This window comes from Azoarcus sp. DD4, assembly GCF_006496635.1.
In the GTDB taxonomy this organism is placed as follows: domain Bacteria; phylum Pseudomonadota; class Gammaproteobacteria; order Burkholderiales; family Rhodocyclaceae; genus Azoarcus.
The window spans coordinates 2,085,726-2,099,171 of the sequence record NZ_CP022958.1 but is presented as its reverse complement, the minus strand read 5'-3'; the positions used below and the strand labels follow the sequence as shown (position 1 = coordinate 2,099,171).

At 63.7% G+C, this 13,446-nt stretch carries 20 protein-coding genes; 2 read left to right on the top strand and 18 right to left on the bottom strand.

What is annotated here, in order from left to right; all coding sequences use genetic code 11:
- Positions 1 to 17: 17 nt before the first annotated feature.
- A complete protein-coding gene (locus CJ010_RS09805) occupies positions 18 to 1,028 on the bottom strand; it encodes a phospholipase D family protein (protein WP_168224926.1) in 1,011 nt (336 codons plus the stop codon).
- A 108-nt stretch (positions 1,029 to 1,136) separates the two neighbouring features.
- On the opposite strand from CJ010_RS09805, the gene CJ010_RS25390 reads away from it, so the two are divergent.
- Positions 1,137 to 1,403: a DNA-binding transcriptional regulator gene (locus CJ010_RS25390; RefSeq protein WP_141017866.1), complete on the top strand. Its 267-nt coding sequence runs from the start codon at positions 1,137 to 1,139 to the stop codon at positions 1,401 to 1,403.
- Positions 1,404 to 1,482: 79 nt separating this feature from the next.
- Positions 1,483 to 1,962: an SHOCT domain-containing protein gene (locus CJ010_RS09795; RefSeq protein WP_168224925.1), complete on the top strand. Its 480-nt coding sequence runs from the start codon at positions 1,483 to 1,485 to the stop codon at positions 1,960 to 1,962.
- Positions 1,963 to 1,994: 32 nt separating this feature from the next.
- On the opposite strand, the gene CJ010_RS09790 is transcribed toward CJ010_RS09795, so the two are convergent.
- From CJ010_RS09790 to CJ010_RS09710, 17 genes are all read right to left on the bottom strand, one after another.
- Positions 1,995 to 2,249 carry a hypothetical protein gene (locus CJ010_RS09790; protein WP_141017864.1) on the bottom strand — a complete coding sequence of 85 codons (255 nt, stop codon included), beginning with the start codon at positions 2,247 to 2,249 and terminating at the stop codon, positions 1,995 to 1,997.
- The gene (locus tag CJ010_RS09785) at positions 2,246 to 4,042 is read right to left on the bottom strand and encodes a terminase (protein ID WP_141017863.1); all 1,797 of its coding nucleotides are present in this window, start codon (positions 4,040 to 4,042) and stop codon (positions 2,246 to 2,248) included. The genes CJ010_RS09790 and CJ010_RS09785 overlap by 4 nt, the downstream gene beginning before the upstream one ends.
- Positions 4,039 to 4,560 carry a hypothetical protein gene (locus tag CJ010_RS09780; RefSeq protein WP_141017862.1) on the bottom strand — a complete coding sequence of 174 codons (522 nt, stop codon included), beginning with the start codon at positions 4,558 to 4,560 and terminating at the stop codon, positions 4,039 to 4,041. The genes CJ010_RS09785 and CJ010_RS09780 overlap by 4 nt, the downstream gene beginning before the upstream one ends.
- Positions 4,526 to 4,765 (bottom strand): hypothetical protein, encoded by a 240-nt coding sequence (locus tag CJ010_RS09775; RefSeq protein WP_141017861.1) that lies wholly within the window; start codon positions 4,763 to 4,765, stop codon positions 4,526 to 4,528. Before CJ010_RS09775 ends, CJ010_RS09780 begins: the two co-directional genes overlap by 35 nt.
- A gap of 19 nt (positions 4,766 to 4,784) precedes the next feature.
- Positions 4,785 to 4,973, bottom strand: coding sequence for a hypothetical protein (locus CJ010_RS09770; protein ID WP_141017860.1), 189 nt, complete (start codon positions 4,971 to 4,973; stop codon positions 4,785 to 4,787).
- Positions 4,970 to 5,185 carry a hypothetical protein gene (locus CJ010_RS09765; RefSeq protein WP_141017859.1) on the bottom strand — a complete coding sequence of 72 codons (216 nt, stop codon included), beginning with the start codon at positions 5,183 to 5,185 and terminating at the stop codon, positions 4,970 to 4,972. The genes CJ010_RS09770 and CJ010_RS09765 overlap by 4 nt, the downstream gene beginning before the upstream one ends.
- 8 nt (positions 5,186 to 5,193) lie before the next feature.
- Positions 5,194 to 5,847, bottom strand: a complete 654-nt coding sequence (locus tag CJ010_RS09760; protein WP_141017858.1) for a hypothetical protein — start codon at positions 5,845 to 5,847, stop codon at positions 5,194 to 5,196.
- A 2-nt stretch (positions 5,848 to 5,849) separates the two neighbouring features.
- Positions 5,850 to 6,566 (bottom strand): hypothetical protein, encoded by a 717-nt coding sequence (locus CJ010_RS09755; protein ID WP_141017857.1) that lies wholly within the window; start codon positions 6,564 to 6,566, stop codon positions 5,850 to 5,852.
- A gap of 79 nt (positions 6,567 to 6,645) precedes the next feature.
- Positions 6,646 to 7,116, bottom strand: coding sequence for a hypothetical protein (locus tag CJ010_RS09750; protein WP_141017856.1), 471 nt, complete (start codon positions 7,114 to 7,116; stop codon positions 6,646 to 6,648).
- 70 nt (positions 7,117 to 7,186) lie between these two features.
- Entirely contained in the window at positions 7,187 to 7,651 is a 465-nt protein-coding gene (locus CJ010_RS09745) for a hypothetical protein (RefSeq protein ID WP_141017855.1), read from the bottom strand.
- Positions 7,652 to 7,816: 165 nt separating this feature from the next.
- On the bottom strand, positions 7,817 to 10,195 hold the full coding sequence (locus tag CJ010_RS09740; protein ID WP_141017854.1) for an AAA family ATPase: 2,379 nt from the start codon (positions 10,193 to 10,195) through the stop codon (positions 7,817 to 7,819).
- 9 nt (positions 10,196 to 10,204) lie between these two features.
- The gene (locus CJ010_RS09735; RefSeq protein WP_205754924.1) at positions 10,205 to 10,447 is read right to left on the bottom strand and encodes an AlpA family transcriptional regulator; all 243 of its coding nucleotides are present in this window, start codon (positions 10,445 to 10,447) and stop codon (positions 10,205 to 10,207) included.
- 146 nt (positions 10,448 to 10,593) lie between these two features.
- Entirely contained in the window at positions 10,594 to 10,923 is a 330-nt protein-coding gene (locus tag CJ010_RS09730) for a hypothetical protein (protein WP_141017853.1), read from the bottom strand.
- A complete protein-coding gene (locus CJ010_RS09725) occupies positions 10,920 to 11,150 on the bottom strand; it encodes a hypothetical protein (protein ID WP_141017852.1) in 231 nt (76 codons plus the stop codon). Before CJ010_RS09725 ends, CJ010_RS09730 begins: the two co-directional genes overlap by 4 nt.
- Entirely contained in the window at positions 11,147 to 11,422 is a 276-nt protein-coding gene (locus tag CJ010_RS09720) for an AlpA family transcriptional regulator (RefSeq protein WP_141017851.1), read from the bottom strand. The genes CJ010_RS09725 and CJ010_RS09720 overlap by 4 nt, the downstream gene beginning before the upstream one ends.
- A 118-nt stretch (positions 11,423 to 11,540) precedes the next feature.
- The gene (locus tag CJ010_RS09715) at positions 11,541 to 11,930 is read right to left on the bottom strand and encodes a hypothetical protein (RefSeq protein ID WP_141017850.1); all 390 of its coding nucleotides are present in this window, start codon (positions 11,928 to 11,930) and stop codon (positions 11,541 to 11,543) included.
- On the bottom strand, positions 11,927 to 13,366 hold the full coding sequence (locus tag CJ010_RS09710) for a site-specific integrase (RefSeq protein ID WP_141017849.1): 1,440 nt from the start codon (positions 13,364 to 13,366) through the stop codon (positions 11,927 to 11,929). Before CJ010_RS09710 ends, CJ010_RS09715 begins: the two co-directional genes overlap by 4 nt.
- Positions 13,367 to 13,446 lie beyond the last annotated feature (80 nt).

Here is a 13,446-nt window from a genome sequence, read left to right as displayed (position 1 = left end):
TTAAAGATGCCTCTTTGCTAGCTTGCCCGAAGCAAGTATTCCTCCTTCAGAGCCGCGATAAACCGCCCTATGTGGCCGCGACAGGAGTCTGCCGACCACAGTTCGCCGTCCTTCTCCCGGAAGCAGGAGAACTCCTCTTGCCCAAGCACCGCCTTGATGGCTCGATCGGTGACGGAGTCTAGGACAAACGGCGGCTGCGGTTGATTCCCGGCCTTTAGCTGTACGAGGACCTTCTTATATTCGTCGTTGGTGATCCCGTCTGCAATCGCATGATGGACGTACAGCCACGAAGCCACTCCTCGTCCGTCCGGCTTCCCGTCGCTCCTCGCGGGCCAAAGCAAGACCCACATGCCCTCGGAGATTTCATCGTCATTCAGCACGGTGGTCCAGTTGGCAACGTTCTCCTCGAACGTCGCCTCAGCCAGAAGGGGGTGTGCCGCGGTGAGCGCGCGGTCGTCCCTGACCACCTCGACGTTCCGGCACCACACCAAGGAAAGACTGCCATCTGTCACTAGTTGGTAATCGGTGATCCTGACCGCGGGTTCAGCGCTTTTTATGAAGCCGTGTCGGACACCGAGACTCAATTGCACCTCTAGCGCTTTGAGCTTCAGTTCCTTCTTATCCGGGGACGGATAGCACTGCATGGCGAGTTCTCGCCAGCGCTCAAATTCTCCAGCCAGCTGAGCAAGATGCGCTGGGTCCTCAGTAATGGCCCCCAGTTCTTCAAGGACTTCACCACTGAGACCATTCTTTGTGAGGTTGAAACTCCCGAATGCGGCGCTCTCCTCGCCCAGATACACCTTTGCATGGAGTTGATCGAGGAAGTGAACCCTGTCCCAACCAAGTTTGGCCTGAAGCTGCCGGATAGCCTTGGGGTTACTGCCAAATGTTGGGGAGACGATGACCTCCTGCAAACCATCCGCGGTAACGTATTTCTCCCAGTCGCCTCCGATATACGCAACGGCTACACGTTTTGCATTGATCGCTCTGATCGCTTCCGCGGCATCAGACGTGGTAAGGATGCGCATTTCTGAGGCTCCGAATATTCGAAAGTGATAGTCTGTCATGCTAATGCGAACGTGGTGGGGCTACCAGCGTCGCGACGGTGGACCGTGGAAATTCGAAGACGAAGGGCGATGAAGCTTAAGACATACACTGGAGCGCAGATTCGTGAGCACCGAAAGCGCCTCGGTCTCAACCAGACCGAGTTTTGGGGAGCACTCCAGATCACACAAAGCGGCGGCTGCCGGTACGAGTCGGGGCGCGATATTCCAGAGCCTGTTCAACTCCTGTTGAACCTGGCTCTCGGAGCGCCGAAAGCCTCGTCGAGCATCCTTGAATCCCTTCGCGACCTGCTCGGGCATGGGCGGCGGGCACCGCCGCCCCCTCGGTCGTCGTATTAGGGGTGGGCGTTCCGCCTCGGCTCCCCTGCGTGTTGGACTGCATCGCAGGGGCCACGCATTTCCCAGGAAGAGGGCAACAATGGAAGCAAAAGGAAGTGTGGCGCTTACGTTATGCGTCGCATTAGCAGCAGGATGCGCCGTATCTGGCCCCATCACTCCCCTCGAAAGCTCACAGTCCGGGTTTGATGGGGCGGTGTACGCTGGTCAGACAACCGTGATAAATGCCAAGACTCAGACGTCGGAGCAGTACCGCGTCTTCAATCAGGCGGCGACGGGATTTGTGCCGAACTCTGCAAATATTGCAGATGCCGAAAGCCGTGCGAAGACCTATTGCAACGACAAGGGAAAGCAGTTGCGAGTGCTTTCTTTAACGACCTCCCCCGCTGCACTGCTCCCAGGAAACTTCCCCAGGGCCGAGCTGGTTTTTGAGTGCGTCAATGGCGTTACGCAGGAGACCAAGTACGACCAGCTCCTAAAGCTCAAGTCCCTACTCGACAACAACGCGATTAGTGAAGCTGAGTTCGCGGATGAGAAGCGGAAAATCTTGAACTCGGAGTAGCGATTTGCGCCGGACCTCTGCGGCGGCCTAGGTCAGGACGTAACTCCACCCCGCTTGTGCATCTCCCGCAACAGGGTCTTGGCGAGGCACTGCAGGTCAGATCCAGCACCCTGCGTAACCTCCTTCTCTCGGCTGGTTGGCAGGATCGTGGTCACCGTCAGCAGGTCCGCGTCCCCGTCGTAGCTGGCGCGGCCGAAGATGACCAGCGGCGCACCAAGAAGCGTCGGATGGTCGGGAAGGAGGGCCACGACCAGCCAGGTGAGGGGGTCATTGAGGCCAATGCTCATACCCCCAACCTCGAGAACGGGTCATAGCTCAGGACGGCCAGGCGGTCCCGCTCGGAGTGTGCCGCGCTTGGCAGCATGTCCTCGCCCGGTAGCGGAGGCGACACGGCGAAGGTGATGGCCAGCGCGTCGGCCACGTCGGGCGACGACAAGCCGCGGGCCTTCATATCCGCCTTGCGCTCGAGCTGGATCTGCTCGGTGCTCGTGAACCCGTACTCGGGGCCGGTCAGGTCGTCGACCAGCTCCTGATCGTTCGGGATCGCGCCGACCTTCAACCAGTCCCGCAAGAGGCCCCACAGCTCACTGCGGCGCTGGGCGTACTTGCGCGGGTCCAGCGCGCGGCTGCCGAATTGCACCTCGTCTACCTCGTGGCCGATGGCACGAAGGCGGTCGATCACGCCCCCGCCCACACCGCCGCCGTCGATGGCGACCAGGACGTAGTGGCCGGCGCTGCGGAAGAAGTTGGCTTGCTCGGCGATGCGGCTGGCCACCTGCATCGTATCCGCCCCTTTCAGCTTGATCGGCGGGTAGGTCCGCGCATCGCGCCCCTGCCGGAAGTAGAGCACCGTCGAGTCGTCGCCGAAGCGTGCGATGTCGCAGCCGATGACAACAGCCTCTCCGCGGGCTGACGGCAGGTCGCGCGTGGCGGCGTCCTGAACCAGCTCGCGCCCGATGAACTGCAGGCTCGACTGGCTAGGGAACTCGCCAAGGACGCGGACCTTGAAGAAGTCGGAGTCGCGCCCGTAGTCGTGCGCCCACTGCTCGATCTGGGTCTTGTTCGTGATCTGGCACGTGCTGCTGTCGACGCGACGCGTCATCCAGCGGTGCCGCTGACCGTGGAAGCAGGCGTGAAAACGTGTGCCCGTCCGGGTGGGGTTCCCGAACGCGAACCACATGGGGCTGCCGTCGGTCATGCCGCCCTCGGCCACTTCCCAGATTCTCGCGGGGATGGCTGACGCCTCGTCGAAAATGTAGAACGGGGTCGAGTCGGCAGCGTGCAAGCCGGCGAACGATTCGCTGTTCTCCTCGCGGCAGGTCTGAGCGTCGCAGCGCCAGGACTCGGCGAAGCCCTTGGCCGTTAGGCGCATCGAGCCCTTGCCGGTCGTGATGTCGAACCAGTCCGCGAACACGGACCGCTTGAGCCACTTGCCCAGCTCAGCCCACGTCTTGCTCTCCAGTTGCGGGCTGGTGTTGGCCGTGACGACACCGCGCGCGTTGGGCCGGGTGGCCATGATCCAGAGGGTGATCCAGCTCGTGATCGCACTCTTGCCGATGCCGTGCCCGCTGGACACTGCGGCGCGGATCGCTTCGACCGCCTTGGTGCCGTCGAAGCCTCGGGCGCGCACCTCCTGCCCGATGTCGTCCAGCAAGTCGCAAGCCCACAGGTCGGGGCCGTACTCGCTGTCGTACTGCACTCGATACTCGTCGGGCAGATTCACCAGTCGCAGGGCGCGATCCACGTTCCAGTCGAAGGCGAACAGCACGAAGTCCAGCGGCTTGTCGTGCAGGTGGCCCGCCAGCATCGGCAGCAGGTGCTCGGGGTCGATCTCGGGCGCGGCAGCGCGTGGTGAGTCACTGGAATAGAGGCCGATGCGCAGCAGGCCGCGGGCGATGCGTGCCGTCAGAGCGTTGCCTTCAGCGAGCGCCAGCAGCTCGTCGTAGCTGTGAGTGGGCACGATGTCAGTGCTGCGTGCTTGCAGGATGCACTGGCGCAGGTCGCCCGTGGCGGTTGCCGTAGCCGTGCTCTCAAGCTTGGCCAGGCGCTGCTGAATGGTGGTGCGTGCGAAGCGGCTCATGCGAGGTCGTCCAGGTTGTCCAGCACGCGGCCGGTGTCATGATCCAAAGTGACCGGCTTAGGGGCGTTGCGCCCGGCCTCGATTGCCTGCAGGCGCTTCTCGTGATCGTCAGCGACCACCACGCGAGCGTAAGCGTCCAGGGTGCGCAGCAGGCGCTCGCCAGCCTCGGCAGTCACTTGACCCGATGCGACTGCGCTCATGACGGCCTGTGCCTTGAGTTCCAGCGTGGGCGCACTTGCAAAGCCCTCCACGATCACGCGCTCGGCATCCTGCTTGGCGATAGGCGCGTAGCGTTCGAGGATCAGTTTCTGGCTGGCCGGGTCCCCAAGTTTCGCCAGTTCGATGGCCTTCGCGATGATGTCGGGGATGTGGGGCTCGATGGCCTCCGCCAGCCGCTCGGCGCGGCTCGGGCCAGGTGTGCGCCCGCCCTTGACCGCGTGGCCAGAGCGGAACTTGCCATCGGGCAATCGGTTGTCGCTCATGTCAGTGCCCCCGCTGTTGCCGAGCTTGCGGGTCATTCATTTCCGCCTTGAGCCGGTCCCAGAATCCTTCCTCGTGCTTCCAGAGCTGTCGCATCGCGCGTTGCTGCGCGGCGACAGCGATGAGTTTCGCGATGGCACTGGTCAGCTCGGCGGTCTGCGAGCCGGGAGCGGGCTCGCCGTAGTGCTGGGTCAGGACGTCAAGGATCTGCACAGGGAGCGGCGCAGGAGTGGTTTTGCTCATGCTGTGTCTTCCTTTCGCGTCAAGAGGTTGGCCGGACGCGCAGGCTTCCATACTTGGCCACGAACGCATCAAGCAGCGCCTGATGTTCTGCCCACGACTTTTCGCGCTCGAAGCCAGCTTGTGCGGCGTACACCCGCTGCGCTGAGGCACGCAGAGCTTCCTTGTCCTGCGCCAACTCGGTCTGGTTGATGTCGTTCGGGTTAATCACGATCGGGGCTCCTTGTGGTCGTTTGGTGCGAGGAGGAAATAGCCGAAGGGCCGGTGCGTCGAGCAATGCCCGACCCGGTGGCCTTCACCGGCGCCGTGCGTGTGGGTCTTGCCGCACGTGCAACGGAAGAACCAGCCACCTTGCGGAGTGATGTGGCAGCGGAAGGCGGGTAGCCCTTCGACGCTGCCTTCGAGGTCCTGGCCGATGTCCATAGCAGGCCTCACTTCAGTTTGCCGGCCATGCGCAGCGCGCGCCCGCGGGCGGCGGCCATAGCGACGATCTTGGGATGGGAGCCAAGACCGAGCGCGTTGAGCATGTCGGCGGCGTCGGGCACGCCTGCGATATAGGCCCGCGCGTCATCCAGAGCGCGGCGGGCGCCTTCCACTCCGTACTCGGCCTGCAGGTTCTCGATCGCCGTCTCGCGCCAGGCGAGCACCGTCGCTTCGCTGGGCGGGGTACGCATCACAGAGGCCCCGATGTCGGCGACCACCTTCGACTCGGTGGCGTTGAGCTGGTGCTGGGCAAAGGTCGCCGCCCATGCCGCCGCGATCTCTCCGGCGGTGTCCGGGTCGTGCAGGTGGTCGTGCATCGCAGCGTTGCGGATGGCCACCGTGGCGTCGGCATGGGTGAGCTTCGGGTCGGTCTGGCCGTAGATCCGGTCTGCGAGTTCCGCTTCCGTCAGCTCGTTCGCCGGGCGGTCGTCACGCTGCGCCGGCTGGGTCTCAGCCTTGGGTTTCACGCCGAACAGGCGCTCGGCCGTGGTCTGCTCTTCGGTGGCCGGCGCCGGGGTGTCCCCAACCGGGGCGGGTGCTGCGGGCTTGGCTGTGCCGCCATAGAAGGCTTGGGCTGCACGTTCAAAGTCGAAGTCGTCCATGGTCAAAACTCATCCTCGGTGGTGGGTTGCGGATTGGTTGCCTGCTCGAGGGCATCGGCCAGGAAGGTGTCGAGCTTCTTCGCCTGGGCGTCCAGCGCCTCCAAGGCGTCGTCCGGCGTGCCAAGGCCCCCGAAGGGCGTGGAAACGATGACGTAAGGGTCCAGAGCCGGGCCGACCTGCCCGATCCCGGCGCGCACGATCGCGGCCAGCAGCGCAGCGCGCACATGGGCGTCGCCAGCGAGTCGATCGACGGTGCTGGCGCTGCGGTTTGCCGACTCTCGGCCCAGTGCTCCGGATGCGGCGGCCCACGCCTGCGAAGTACGCTCGCGTTGCAGCGAATCCAGCTCGGCCAAGGCGGGGCCGATGGTCATCTCGAAGGTTTCGACCAGACGCTCGAGCGTCGAATGAATGCGGAGGGTCGTGGCGGTGACGACCTTGGCGGCTTCACGGGCGGCATTGATCCGTGCCGCTTCGGCTTCCTGCTTCGAGGATGCGGACTGCGCGAGCTTCGCAGCCTCCAGCCGCTCAATTGCACGTGCGTGCTCGGCAATCTCGGCCTCCAGCTCGGCGACAGCGTGCTGGAGGTCACTGTCCTCGGGGCGCTGCGCGAGGAGGAGGCAGGCTTCGCGGTACGCGATTCGCGCACCCTTCTGGTCCTGGATGCGGGTCAGGATCTGGTTGTCGATGCTGAAACGGTCAGCTGCCGGTGTTTTCGCCATGAATGCGACTCCTGAAAAGACGCATCCATGGTCGGACCGTTCACGCGCTTCGGCCCCTTTACGAACTCAGCACGAACTTTTAGCGGGTGATTACCTTCGGCGCGTGCGCCGGGCGCTCGCATCGCACCACACCGGTACCATTGGCGACCTTGCACGCCGTCGCCGCAGCCGCCAGCTCTGGCATACCCCACCGGGCGAACTGCTTGGCCGCCGTGGTGCGAATCATTCGGCGCACCGACTGCTCGGGCTCGGTGGCGTGTGGCGCGGCAAGGTCAGTGGCTCGCAGGGCTTCAGATGCCCCGCCGTCGTCCAGCACCCACCACACGGCCCAAATGCCTCGATTTGAGGTCTTGACCACTCGCAGCCGGTCGCCCTCGCATCCGATCTCGAAATGGTCGTGCTGGCCCTCGGTGCGGAGGTGGCGAAAGACGGGGGCGCGGTGTTGGTTGCGTGCAAGTGCCTGCAACTCCGCGTCAAGGAACGCGCGCTCCTCAATAGTGAAACGGCGCTCAAAATCGTGGACGTGCAAAAAGGCGCGCAGTCGGTTCAAGGCTCGCCCTCTTGCTGCAGGGCTCATTGTGTTTTCGGCGTCTTCTATTGTCATGGTCGTTCAATGTCGGTCAATCTGTCGGTTCATCGCGATCAGCCCGTGGCGCATTCGGCTCCACCACTGGGTTCTCGCCCTGTCGTAAATGATCCTTATCGAATGATTCGGAACGAACACGGCGGGCGACGACGCGCGCCGCAGGCTTCCGAGCCGTCCCGGCAAGCCAGCGGTAGATCGTCGCGCGGTGGGGGCCGTCGAGTTGCGCAGCGATCCCGTCGATGGTCATCCCCTGAGCGCGCAGTGCGCGCGCTTCGGCGACCAGGGTGTCGGGCCACTTGCACATGGGTTGCGATTCGCCGCAAAGAACACCGCGGGCGTTTGTGGTGCGCAGTTCAATCAAAGTTGCTGCTCCTTGCGCGTTCGACGCATTGGAGGCGCTGACGGTGGTCGTGCGCTTCGTTTCGGGCACGGGTCCCACACAACCGCTCTTTGTCTTCTTCGTTCCTCCCCCACCAGCCGCGGACAGCCAGGGGGACATAGGACAAACCTAAGGGTTTTGTCCTGTCCTGTCCCCCTACTGGCCGGGACATGGCGGGACATGTCCCCCTCTTGTCCCCCTTGTCCCCCTCGGCGCAATTGACGGGGACAAAAGGGGACATGTCCCCCTTCCGTCCCCCTTGTCCCCCAGCGCGCACGGCCCGGCTCATGCTGCACCCCGGAGCCAACACATGTCCTTCCAAACCTTCACCATGCTGTCGGCGATCAGCTTCTCGCGCGCACGCTTGAACGCTTTCTTCTTGGCCTCGCCGTCACCGTCCGAAATCCCCATGTCGTAAGCCATGGCGCGCCAGTCGTCCACGTGCACGGCGGCCTCGGGTGCCGGGCAGTTGAGCGCATTGGATGCCTCGCCAGCGAAAGCGGCGTCGAGCATGCGGCTGGTCTTCATGTCGCCCAGCGCTGCATCGAGCGCGCGGTAGGCGACGCCGACTGCGCCTGTCAGCGGCTTGCGACCGATGGGTGCCGGGTCGTCGTTGTCGGACTCCACGGCCAGCACCGTGACGACAGGCTCACCGAAGTTGTCCTCCATCCCCGGCAACTCGAATCGCTCAAGCTCGAATCGCATCGGCTCGAAGCCGGGGCCGCGAAACTTGGTGCGGTGAAAGAACTCGACTTGCCCGCGCTCTTGCCAGGCGCACAGTTCACCGTCGATCGAACCAGAAAACGCACCGCCCCCTCGGGGCTGCAGGTTGTCGCGCGTGGCTTCCTTGGTCGGGTGCATCAGCGCCACAGTGGCCGGGTTGCCCAACGGCTCCATCAGGTCGCGCATGGCCATGGCCAGTTTGTGCATCTCGCGGTTGTCGTTTTCCTCTTCGGCCGACGAGTGCGCCGGACCGGTGTCGATCACGGCCATACCGAACGGGCCGAAAGCGCTGGCCTCTTTCACAAACCGCTTCAGCTCGACATCGTTGTCCAGGGCGAATGGTCGGCGGGTGAAGAAGATCTGGCCCGCGAGTTCGCTGGGTTCCATGCCGAACTTCAGCGCGGCAGCCGTGGTGCGCAGTTGCACGTCGGCGGGGTTCTCGCCGCAGAGGTACAGCACGCGCTGACGCTTGACCTGGTGGCCGCCCAGCTCGCGCCCGGTGGCAACGTGCATCGCCACGGTAATCATGACCGCCGTCTTGCCGTGGCCCCACTTGGCCGTCAGCGCGTACAGGCAGCCCTTCTGCAGCACCCGATGCCAGACGTAGCTCGGAGGCTCCATGCTGCTCGTGAACTCGGTATAGGGCACCACGTTGGCACCGAGCACGGGGGCGGTCTTTTCTCCCCATGCCGCTTTCGCCTTGGCGCGCCAGCTTTCACCCGTCTTGAGCACGCCGCACTTTTCATCGTGCTCGTCGGCCCACTTGAAGATGGACGTGTAGGTGATGTCGCGGGCGTTCTCCCGGTCCCACTTGGTGTCGTCGGGTTCTTTCACGCACCAGTTGAGACCGTGCGTCTGACTCCAGCCCTCAATAAGCGAACGGGCGCGCTCATCGTGCTCGGTGCCCTTGAAGCACACCATGGCCAGGAACGTCTCGTTCCAGGGGCCGCGCGCAACGGCGCGATCCTTGATTGCCTCCAGCGCAAACTCAAGATCGTGCAGGGTGCGGTCTGTCACCTTGCTGAGCGTGATGGCGCGCTCGAAGTCGCGGTCCTCGTCCAGCGCGGGGGAGGTGCGCTCGGTGGTCGCGGTCTTGGCTGCCTCGCCAGGCTTGCCAATAGGTGCCCAATCCACGCCGTCGACGGCCAGGATGTCGATAGGCAAGCCGGTCACACGCTCGAACCGGTACTCGACACCTCTGACCTTGCCGTAGAAGTAGGACCGGGAGGTTTCCCAGCTCTCACCGGCCAGGATGCCGCCCAGCGCGCCATTTACGAGGTCGAGGTATTCCGCGTACTCATCAGGTGTCACGGGGCTCGCCAACTGCGCGACGACACGCCAACGGGGCGAGTCCGGGCGATGCCTTGCAGTGGTATAGACCGCCGCTGAGATTCCCGCAGTGGACAATCGCTCAACAGCCTCATCGACCGTGACCAGGCCGTCGTCGTAGTCGCCTACAACTGCGGTCATGTTCTCGGGCACGGTGCCCGCGGTGCGCGAGTTGCGGGGGAGCTTGGAGAACTTCAGCAGCGGCATGTTCTCCTTGCTGGCGTACTCGTCTGGGTTGGCAAGCACTTCGCAGAGCTTGGTCCAGGTAACGTCGTGGCGCTTGCCAGCGGTCTCCTTCAAGTAGGCGAAACGTGTGATCGTCACGAGGGGGTCGTGGGCGTTGCGGATTACCTGAGCAACTTGGCGGCGCACTTCGGTGTCCAGCTGCTCGAACTCCTCGGGCTGCGCGGGCTCGCACAGGTAATCCTCGATGGACTCCCAGTCGTGTCCGTGAGCATCTGCTAAATGGGTATCCTTCATGTTGTCGTTTCCGTTAGTGCCGCCTCCGCTGGTCACGGCAGGCTGTTGTTCTTCGATGCCGCCTTCGGGCGGCATTTGTTTTTGCGCCGTATCCCCGCGCATCACGTCGATGAAGCTCTGCTCCCTCTTCATGGCCGTCGCTCACGCATGAGGCGCAGCTTTGCGCCCGGCAAACTCCACCCGCGGGAGTGACCCGATCCATGCGTCGATTTCGGAGGCCAGCCACACCAGACGGCGGCCGGGCTTCCGCGGCGCGGGGAACGTTCCTTGTTCGACCGCCAGATAGATGGACGTGCGGGGCTTGGCGGTGATCTTCATCACCTCGGGGAGGGTCAGCAGCCGATCAGTTGGCGAATTCATTTCGCGCTCCATGTGGTTGAACACGCCTAGATGTTCCTGCACTTTTTTGGAGTCACGGACACTCCCCAGGCTCTCCCTAAATCGCTGATTAGCAAACGCTAAGACCCCAAAAAGAAAACGCCCGCGCGGTATCCCGAGCGGGCATCTAGCAATCGCCAACTGATAGGCCCTCACCGCATGGCTGCCGCGTCGATGATCGCCTGCAGGCGTGCGCCAACGTCATCCCGCACCGCGCTCGCAGGCGCCGGCCGCGCTGGTGCCGGTTGTCCTGGTTGCACCCACGCAACGGGCGTCTGGCCGCGTCGCCGGCCGCTGATGACGTGCGCGATGCAACTCTTGGAGCACTCCATCCGCTGGGCGATCTGGGAAAGGGAGAGCCCGGCCTCCCGCAGCTCGTGCACGAGGTCGATCTCGTGGTCGGTGAGCAAGGCTAAAGGGTGCGACGCGCCAATCAGGCGACCGCGCTCGTTGACCGCCTTGAGCGCCATCAGCGGGCTCATTGCAGGCTCTCCACGATCGTGACGGCGAAAGGCGCCGGCTCCACGGTCTCCTCCAGGATGTCGTGCGCTGCGTCCAGGCGCTCGATTGCTGCGCTTATCGCCCCGAACAGGGTGAGCGCCCGGTGCGTGGTCAGCGGCTTGTCATCGCTCAACCTTTCGGCGACCAACTCAAGCACTGCCTGCGCCTCTGTGACGGCAAGTCCAATCTGTCCCATGTCAGCGCTCATGCCTCCACCCCCTGCTCGGGCTTTGCACGACCACGACCGGGGAAGTGGGTACGCCGGGTATGGTCAGGCCCCGCAGCGGCCGCTACGGGCGCTTGGCGACGGCTTTCCAACCAGGCGTCGATCTCACCTTCGTCCCATACAGCACAGCGGGGCGTGAGCATGAAATGCTGCGGAAAGCTGCCGGCCTTCTCGAGGTTGTAGATCGTGGTCTTGGAAAGGCCGGTCTTGGCCAGCAACTCGGCGCGGCGGATAGATCGCTTGATGGTTTGCATGTGTCGTCCTTGGTTGAAAGTGAACGACACCTATTTGATGACACACCCCTATACAAAGTCGTCCGCGCTTTTTTGTGCAGACTCGTGCGGGCAATAAAAAAAGCCGGGTTGCCCCGGCCTAATTGTGCTTCCTCAACTTTCGCCTGATGTACTCGATCCGGCGCATCAACTTGTGACGTGGAGCGCCTCTCACGTCGCACAGCAGGTCCGCCACATTGGCGAGTTGAGACGGCGTTGCTTCCGGAATCGCGACGACCAATTCCTGAAGGTCAGCATTCTTGTCGATCGCGCCTTCAAGCCCCAGCGCAGCCCGCGCGTTCTCTCGAGCGCGGTTCGCTGCGATGTCGGGGTTGATGACTTTGGCGACAACCTGCGTCGCCACAGAGCGCGCCCACGCCGCGGTGGTGGCGTCGTCCACCGCGCCGGCGTCGATGGCCCGCCATAGCGCCGCTGCAGCGGTGGCGTCACCCGCGATCGCCTGCTGCAGGAGTTTGGCGTGCTTGCTCATAGATCCATCTCGGAGTCGTCGTGCGCGGCTTCATCAATCTTGATCTTCGTCGCCTGGATGACCGCCTTGGCGCTCTCATCCCGCAGCCAGCAGTCCACGATGTCGGCCCAGCCTTGCATCAAGGCGCGCCGCGGCGCCGCATGCTTTGCATGGTTGTACGCAGCGGCCACTTGGTCCTTCTTGGCGTGGGCCAGGCATGCCTCGATCAGCGCCTCCGGGAACAGCGCGTCGTTCAGGCGTGTCGAGAAGGTCCGCCGCAGGTCGTGCACGCTGAACGTCTCGAACTGCTCGTCAGCGGGGTCGCGCTGCTCGTTGATTAGCTTGACCGTCGCGTCGATGGTCCGATTCAGCGTCGCATTGCTGATCGGCACGTCGCGCTCGTATCGGCCGGGGTGCAGGTACTTGCTCGACGGATAGCAAGCCTGGAACGTGGTGAGGATGTCGAGCGCCTGCTCCGACAGGTACACCACATGTTCGCGGTCAGCCTTCATCCGTTCCTTGGGAATGGTCCACGTCGCCCGGTCCCAGTCGATCTCCTTCCAAGTCGCGCCGATGAATTCGCCTTTGCGCACGCCCGTCAGCAGCATGAACTTGACCGCCAGCCGCAGGGTTGGACTCGTCGCGGTGTGTTGGAGAGCGTCGAAGAAGGTCTTGATTTCGTGGCGCGTCAGGTTGCGGTCGCGCGCCTGGAAGGTGGCAATGGCCTTGCGGGCGATCTTCTCGGCGGGGTTATCGACCTCAATCCCCTTTCCGATCGCGTAACGGAAAACCAGGAGCACCAGCTCGCGCGCATGGACTGCGGGACCCGGACCGCGCTCTTCCTTCGCCTTGTCCAGAAGCTCGGCCAGCGCCATCGGCTTGATCTCCTCGAGCCGCTTTTTGCCCAGCGGGATATCCAGGATGCGACGGTAAACGGATTTGCGCAGCGCCAGCGTCGAGTCGGCCAGTTGCTCTTTGCCGCTCTTGGGATCGGCCTTGTGCTCGAAATACTTCTTCGCCCAGGCGCCGAAGGTCTGGGCATCCGTCTCGGCAGCGCGCTTCTCGACCTTGGCCTTGGACGGTGAAATGCCCGCCTCGACCTGACGGCTGGCGCGATCGCGCAGGGCTCGCGCGTCCTTGAGTGAGACCACCACACCGTAGTCGAGCGCCTTCAGCTCGGCCTCGTCACGGCTGGCGGTGCCGGGCACGTATCGGCCGACGGTAAGCGTTTCGCGCTTACCGTCGAGTCGGTAGTCGTAGCGGAACGTGATCGTCCCAGCGTCCGACATGACGGCATAAAGGCCGTCGCTGTCGGCTAGCTTGCGCAGCGGGATCAACGTTCCCGCCTTGATCTTGACGACCTTCTCCCCTGTGGCGGGGTCAGTCTGGATGATGTCGCGTTTGCAGGGGGCCGTGTCGCTCGGTCGCCACGCCCGGAGTTGGGTATCGGTCAGCATTTCTCGGTCTCCGTGCCGGTTGCTGATACCGTCAGAACAGCCTGTCGGTAAAAATCAGCAACCGGATCGTAGCGGTCGAA

Bases quoted from the DNA above. Each gene is read 5' to 3' on its own strand.
- CJ010_RS09720 (WP_141017851.1), bottom strand. From the start codon at position 11,422: ATGCAAACCATCAAGCGATCTATCCGCCGCGCCGAGTTGCTGGCCAAG.
- CJ010_RS09745 (WP_141017855.1), bottom strand. From the start codon at position 7,651: ATGTCCCCCTGGCTGTCCGCGGCTGGTGGGGGAGGAACGAAGAAGACA.
- CJ010_RS09760 (WP_141017858.1), bottom strand. From the start codon at position 5,847: ATGGACGACTTCGACTTTGAACGTGCAGCCCAAGCCTTCTATGGCGGC.
- CJ010_RS09740 (WP_141017854.1), bottom strand. From the start codon at position 10,195: ATGAAGAGGGAGCAGAGCTTCATCGACGTGATGCGCGGGGATACGGCG.
- CJ010_RS09785 (WP_141017863.1), bottom strand. From the start codon at position 4,042: ATGAGCCGCTTCGCACGCACCACCATTCAGCAGCGCCTGGCCAAGCTT.
- CJ010_RS09765 (WP_141017859.1), bottom strand. From the start codon at position 5,185: ATGGACATCGGCCAGGACCTCGAAGGCAGCGTCGAAGGGCTACCCGCC.
- CJ010_RS09780 (WP_141017862.1), bottom strand. From the start codon at position 4,560: ATGACCCGCAAGCTCGGCAACAGCGGGGGCACTGACATGAGCGACAAC.
- CJ010_RS09775 (WP_141017861.1), bottom strand. From the start codon at position 4,765: ATGAGCAAAACCACTCCTGCGCCGCTCCCTGTGCAGATCCTTGACGTC.
- CJ010_RS09805 (WP_168224926.1), bottom strand. From the start codon at position 1,028: ATGCGCATCCTTACCACGTCTGATGCCGCGGAAGCGATCAGAGCGATC.
- CJ010_RS09715 (WP_141017850.1), bottom strand. From the start codon at position 11,930: ATGAGCAAGCACGCCAAACTCCTGCAGCAGGCGATCGCGGGTGACGCC.
- CJ010_RS09755 (WP_141017857.1), bottom strand. From the start codon at position 6,566: ATGGCGAAAACACCGGCAGCTGACCGTTTCAGCATCGACAACCAGATC.
- CJ010_RS09725 (WP_141017852.1), bottom strand. From the start codon at position 11,150: ATGAGCGCTGACATGGGACAGATTGGACTTGCCGTCACAGAGGCGCAG.
- CJ010_RS09795 (WP_168224925.1), top strand. From the start codon at position 1,483: ATGGAAGCAAAAGGAAGTGTGGCGCTTACGTTATGCGTCGCATTAGCA.
- CJ010_RS25390 (WP_141017866.1), top strand. From the start codon at position 1,137: ATGAAGCTTAAGACATACACTGGAGCGCAGATTCGTGAGCACCGAAAG.
- CJ010_RS09710 (WP_141017849.1), bottom strand. From the start codon at position 13,366: ATGCTGACCGATACCCAACTCCGGGCGTGGCGACCGAGCGACACGGCC.
- CJ010_RS09790 (WP_141017864.1), bottom strand. From the start codon at position 2,249: ATGAGCATTGGCCTCAATGACCCCCTCACCTGGCTGGTCGTGGCCCTC.
- CJ010_RS09730 (WP_141017853.1), bottom strand. From the start codon at position 10,923: ATGAGCCCGCTGATGGCGCTCAAGGCGGTCAACGAGCGCGGTCGCCTG.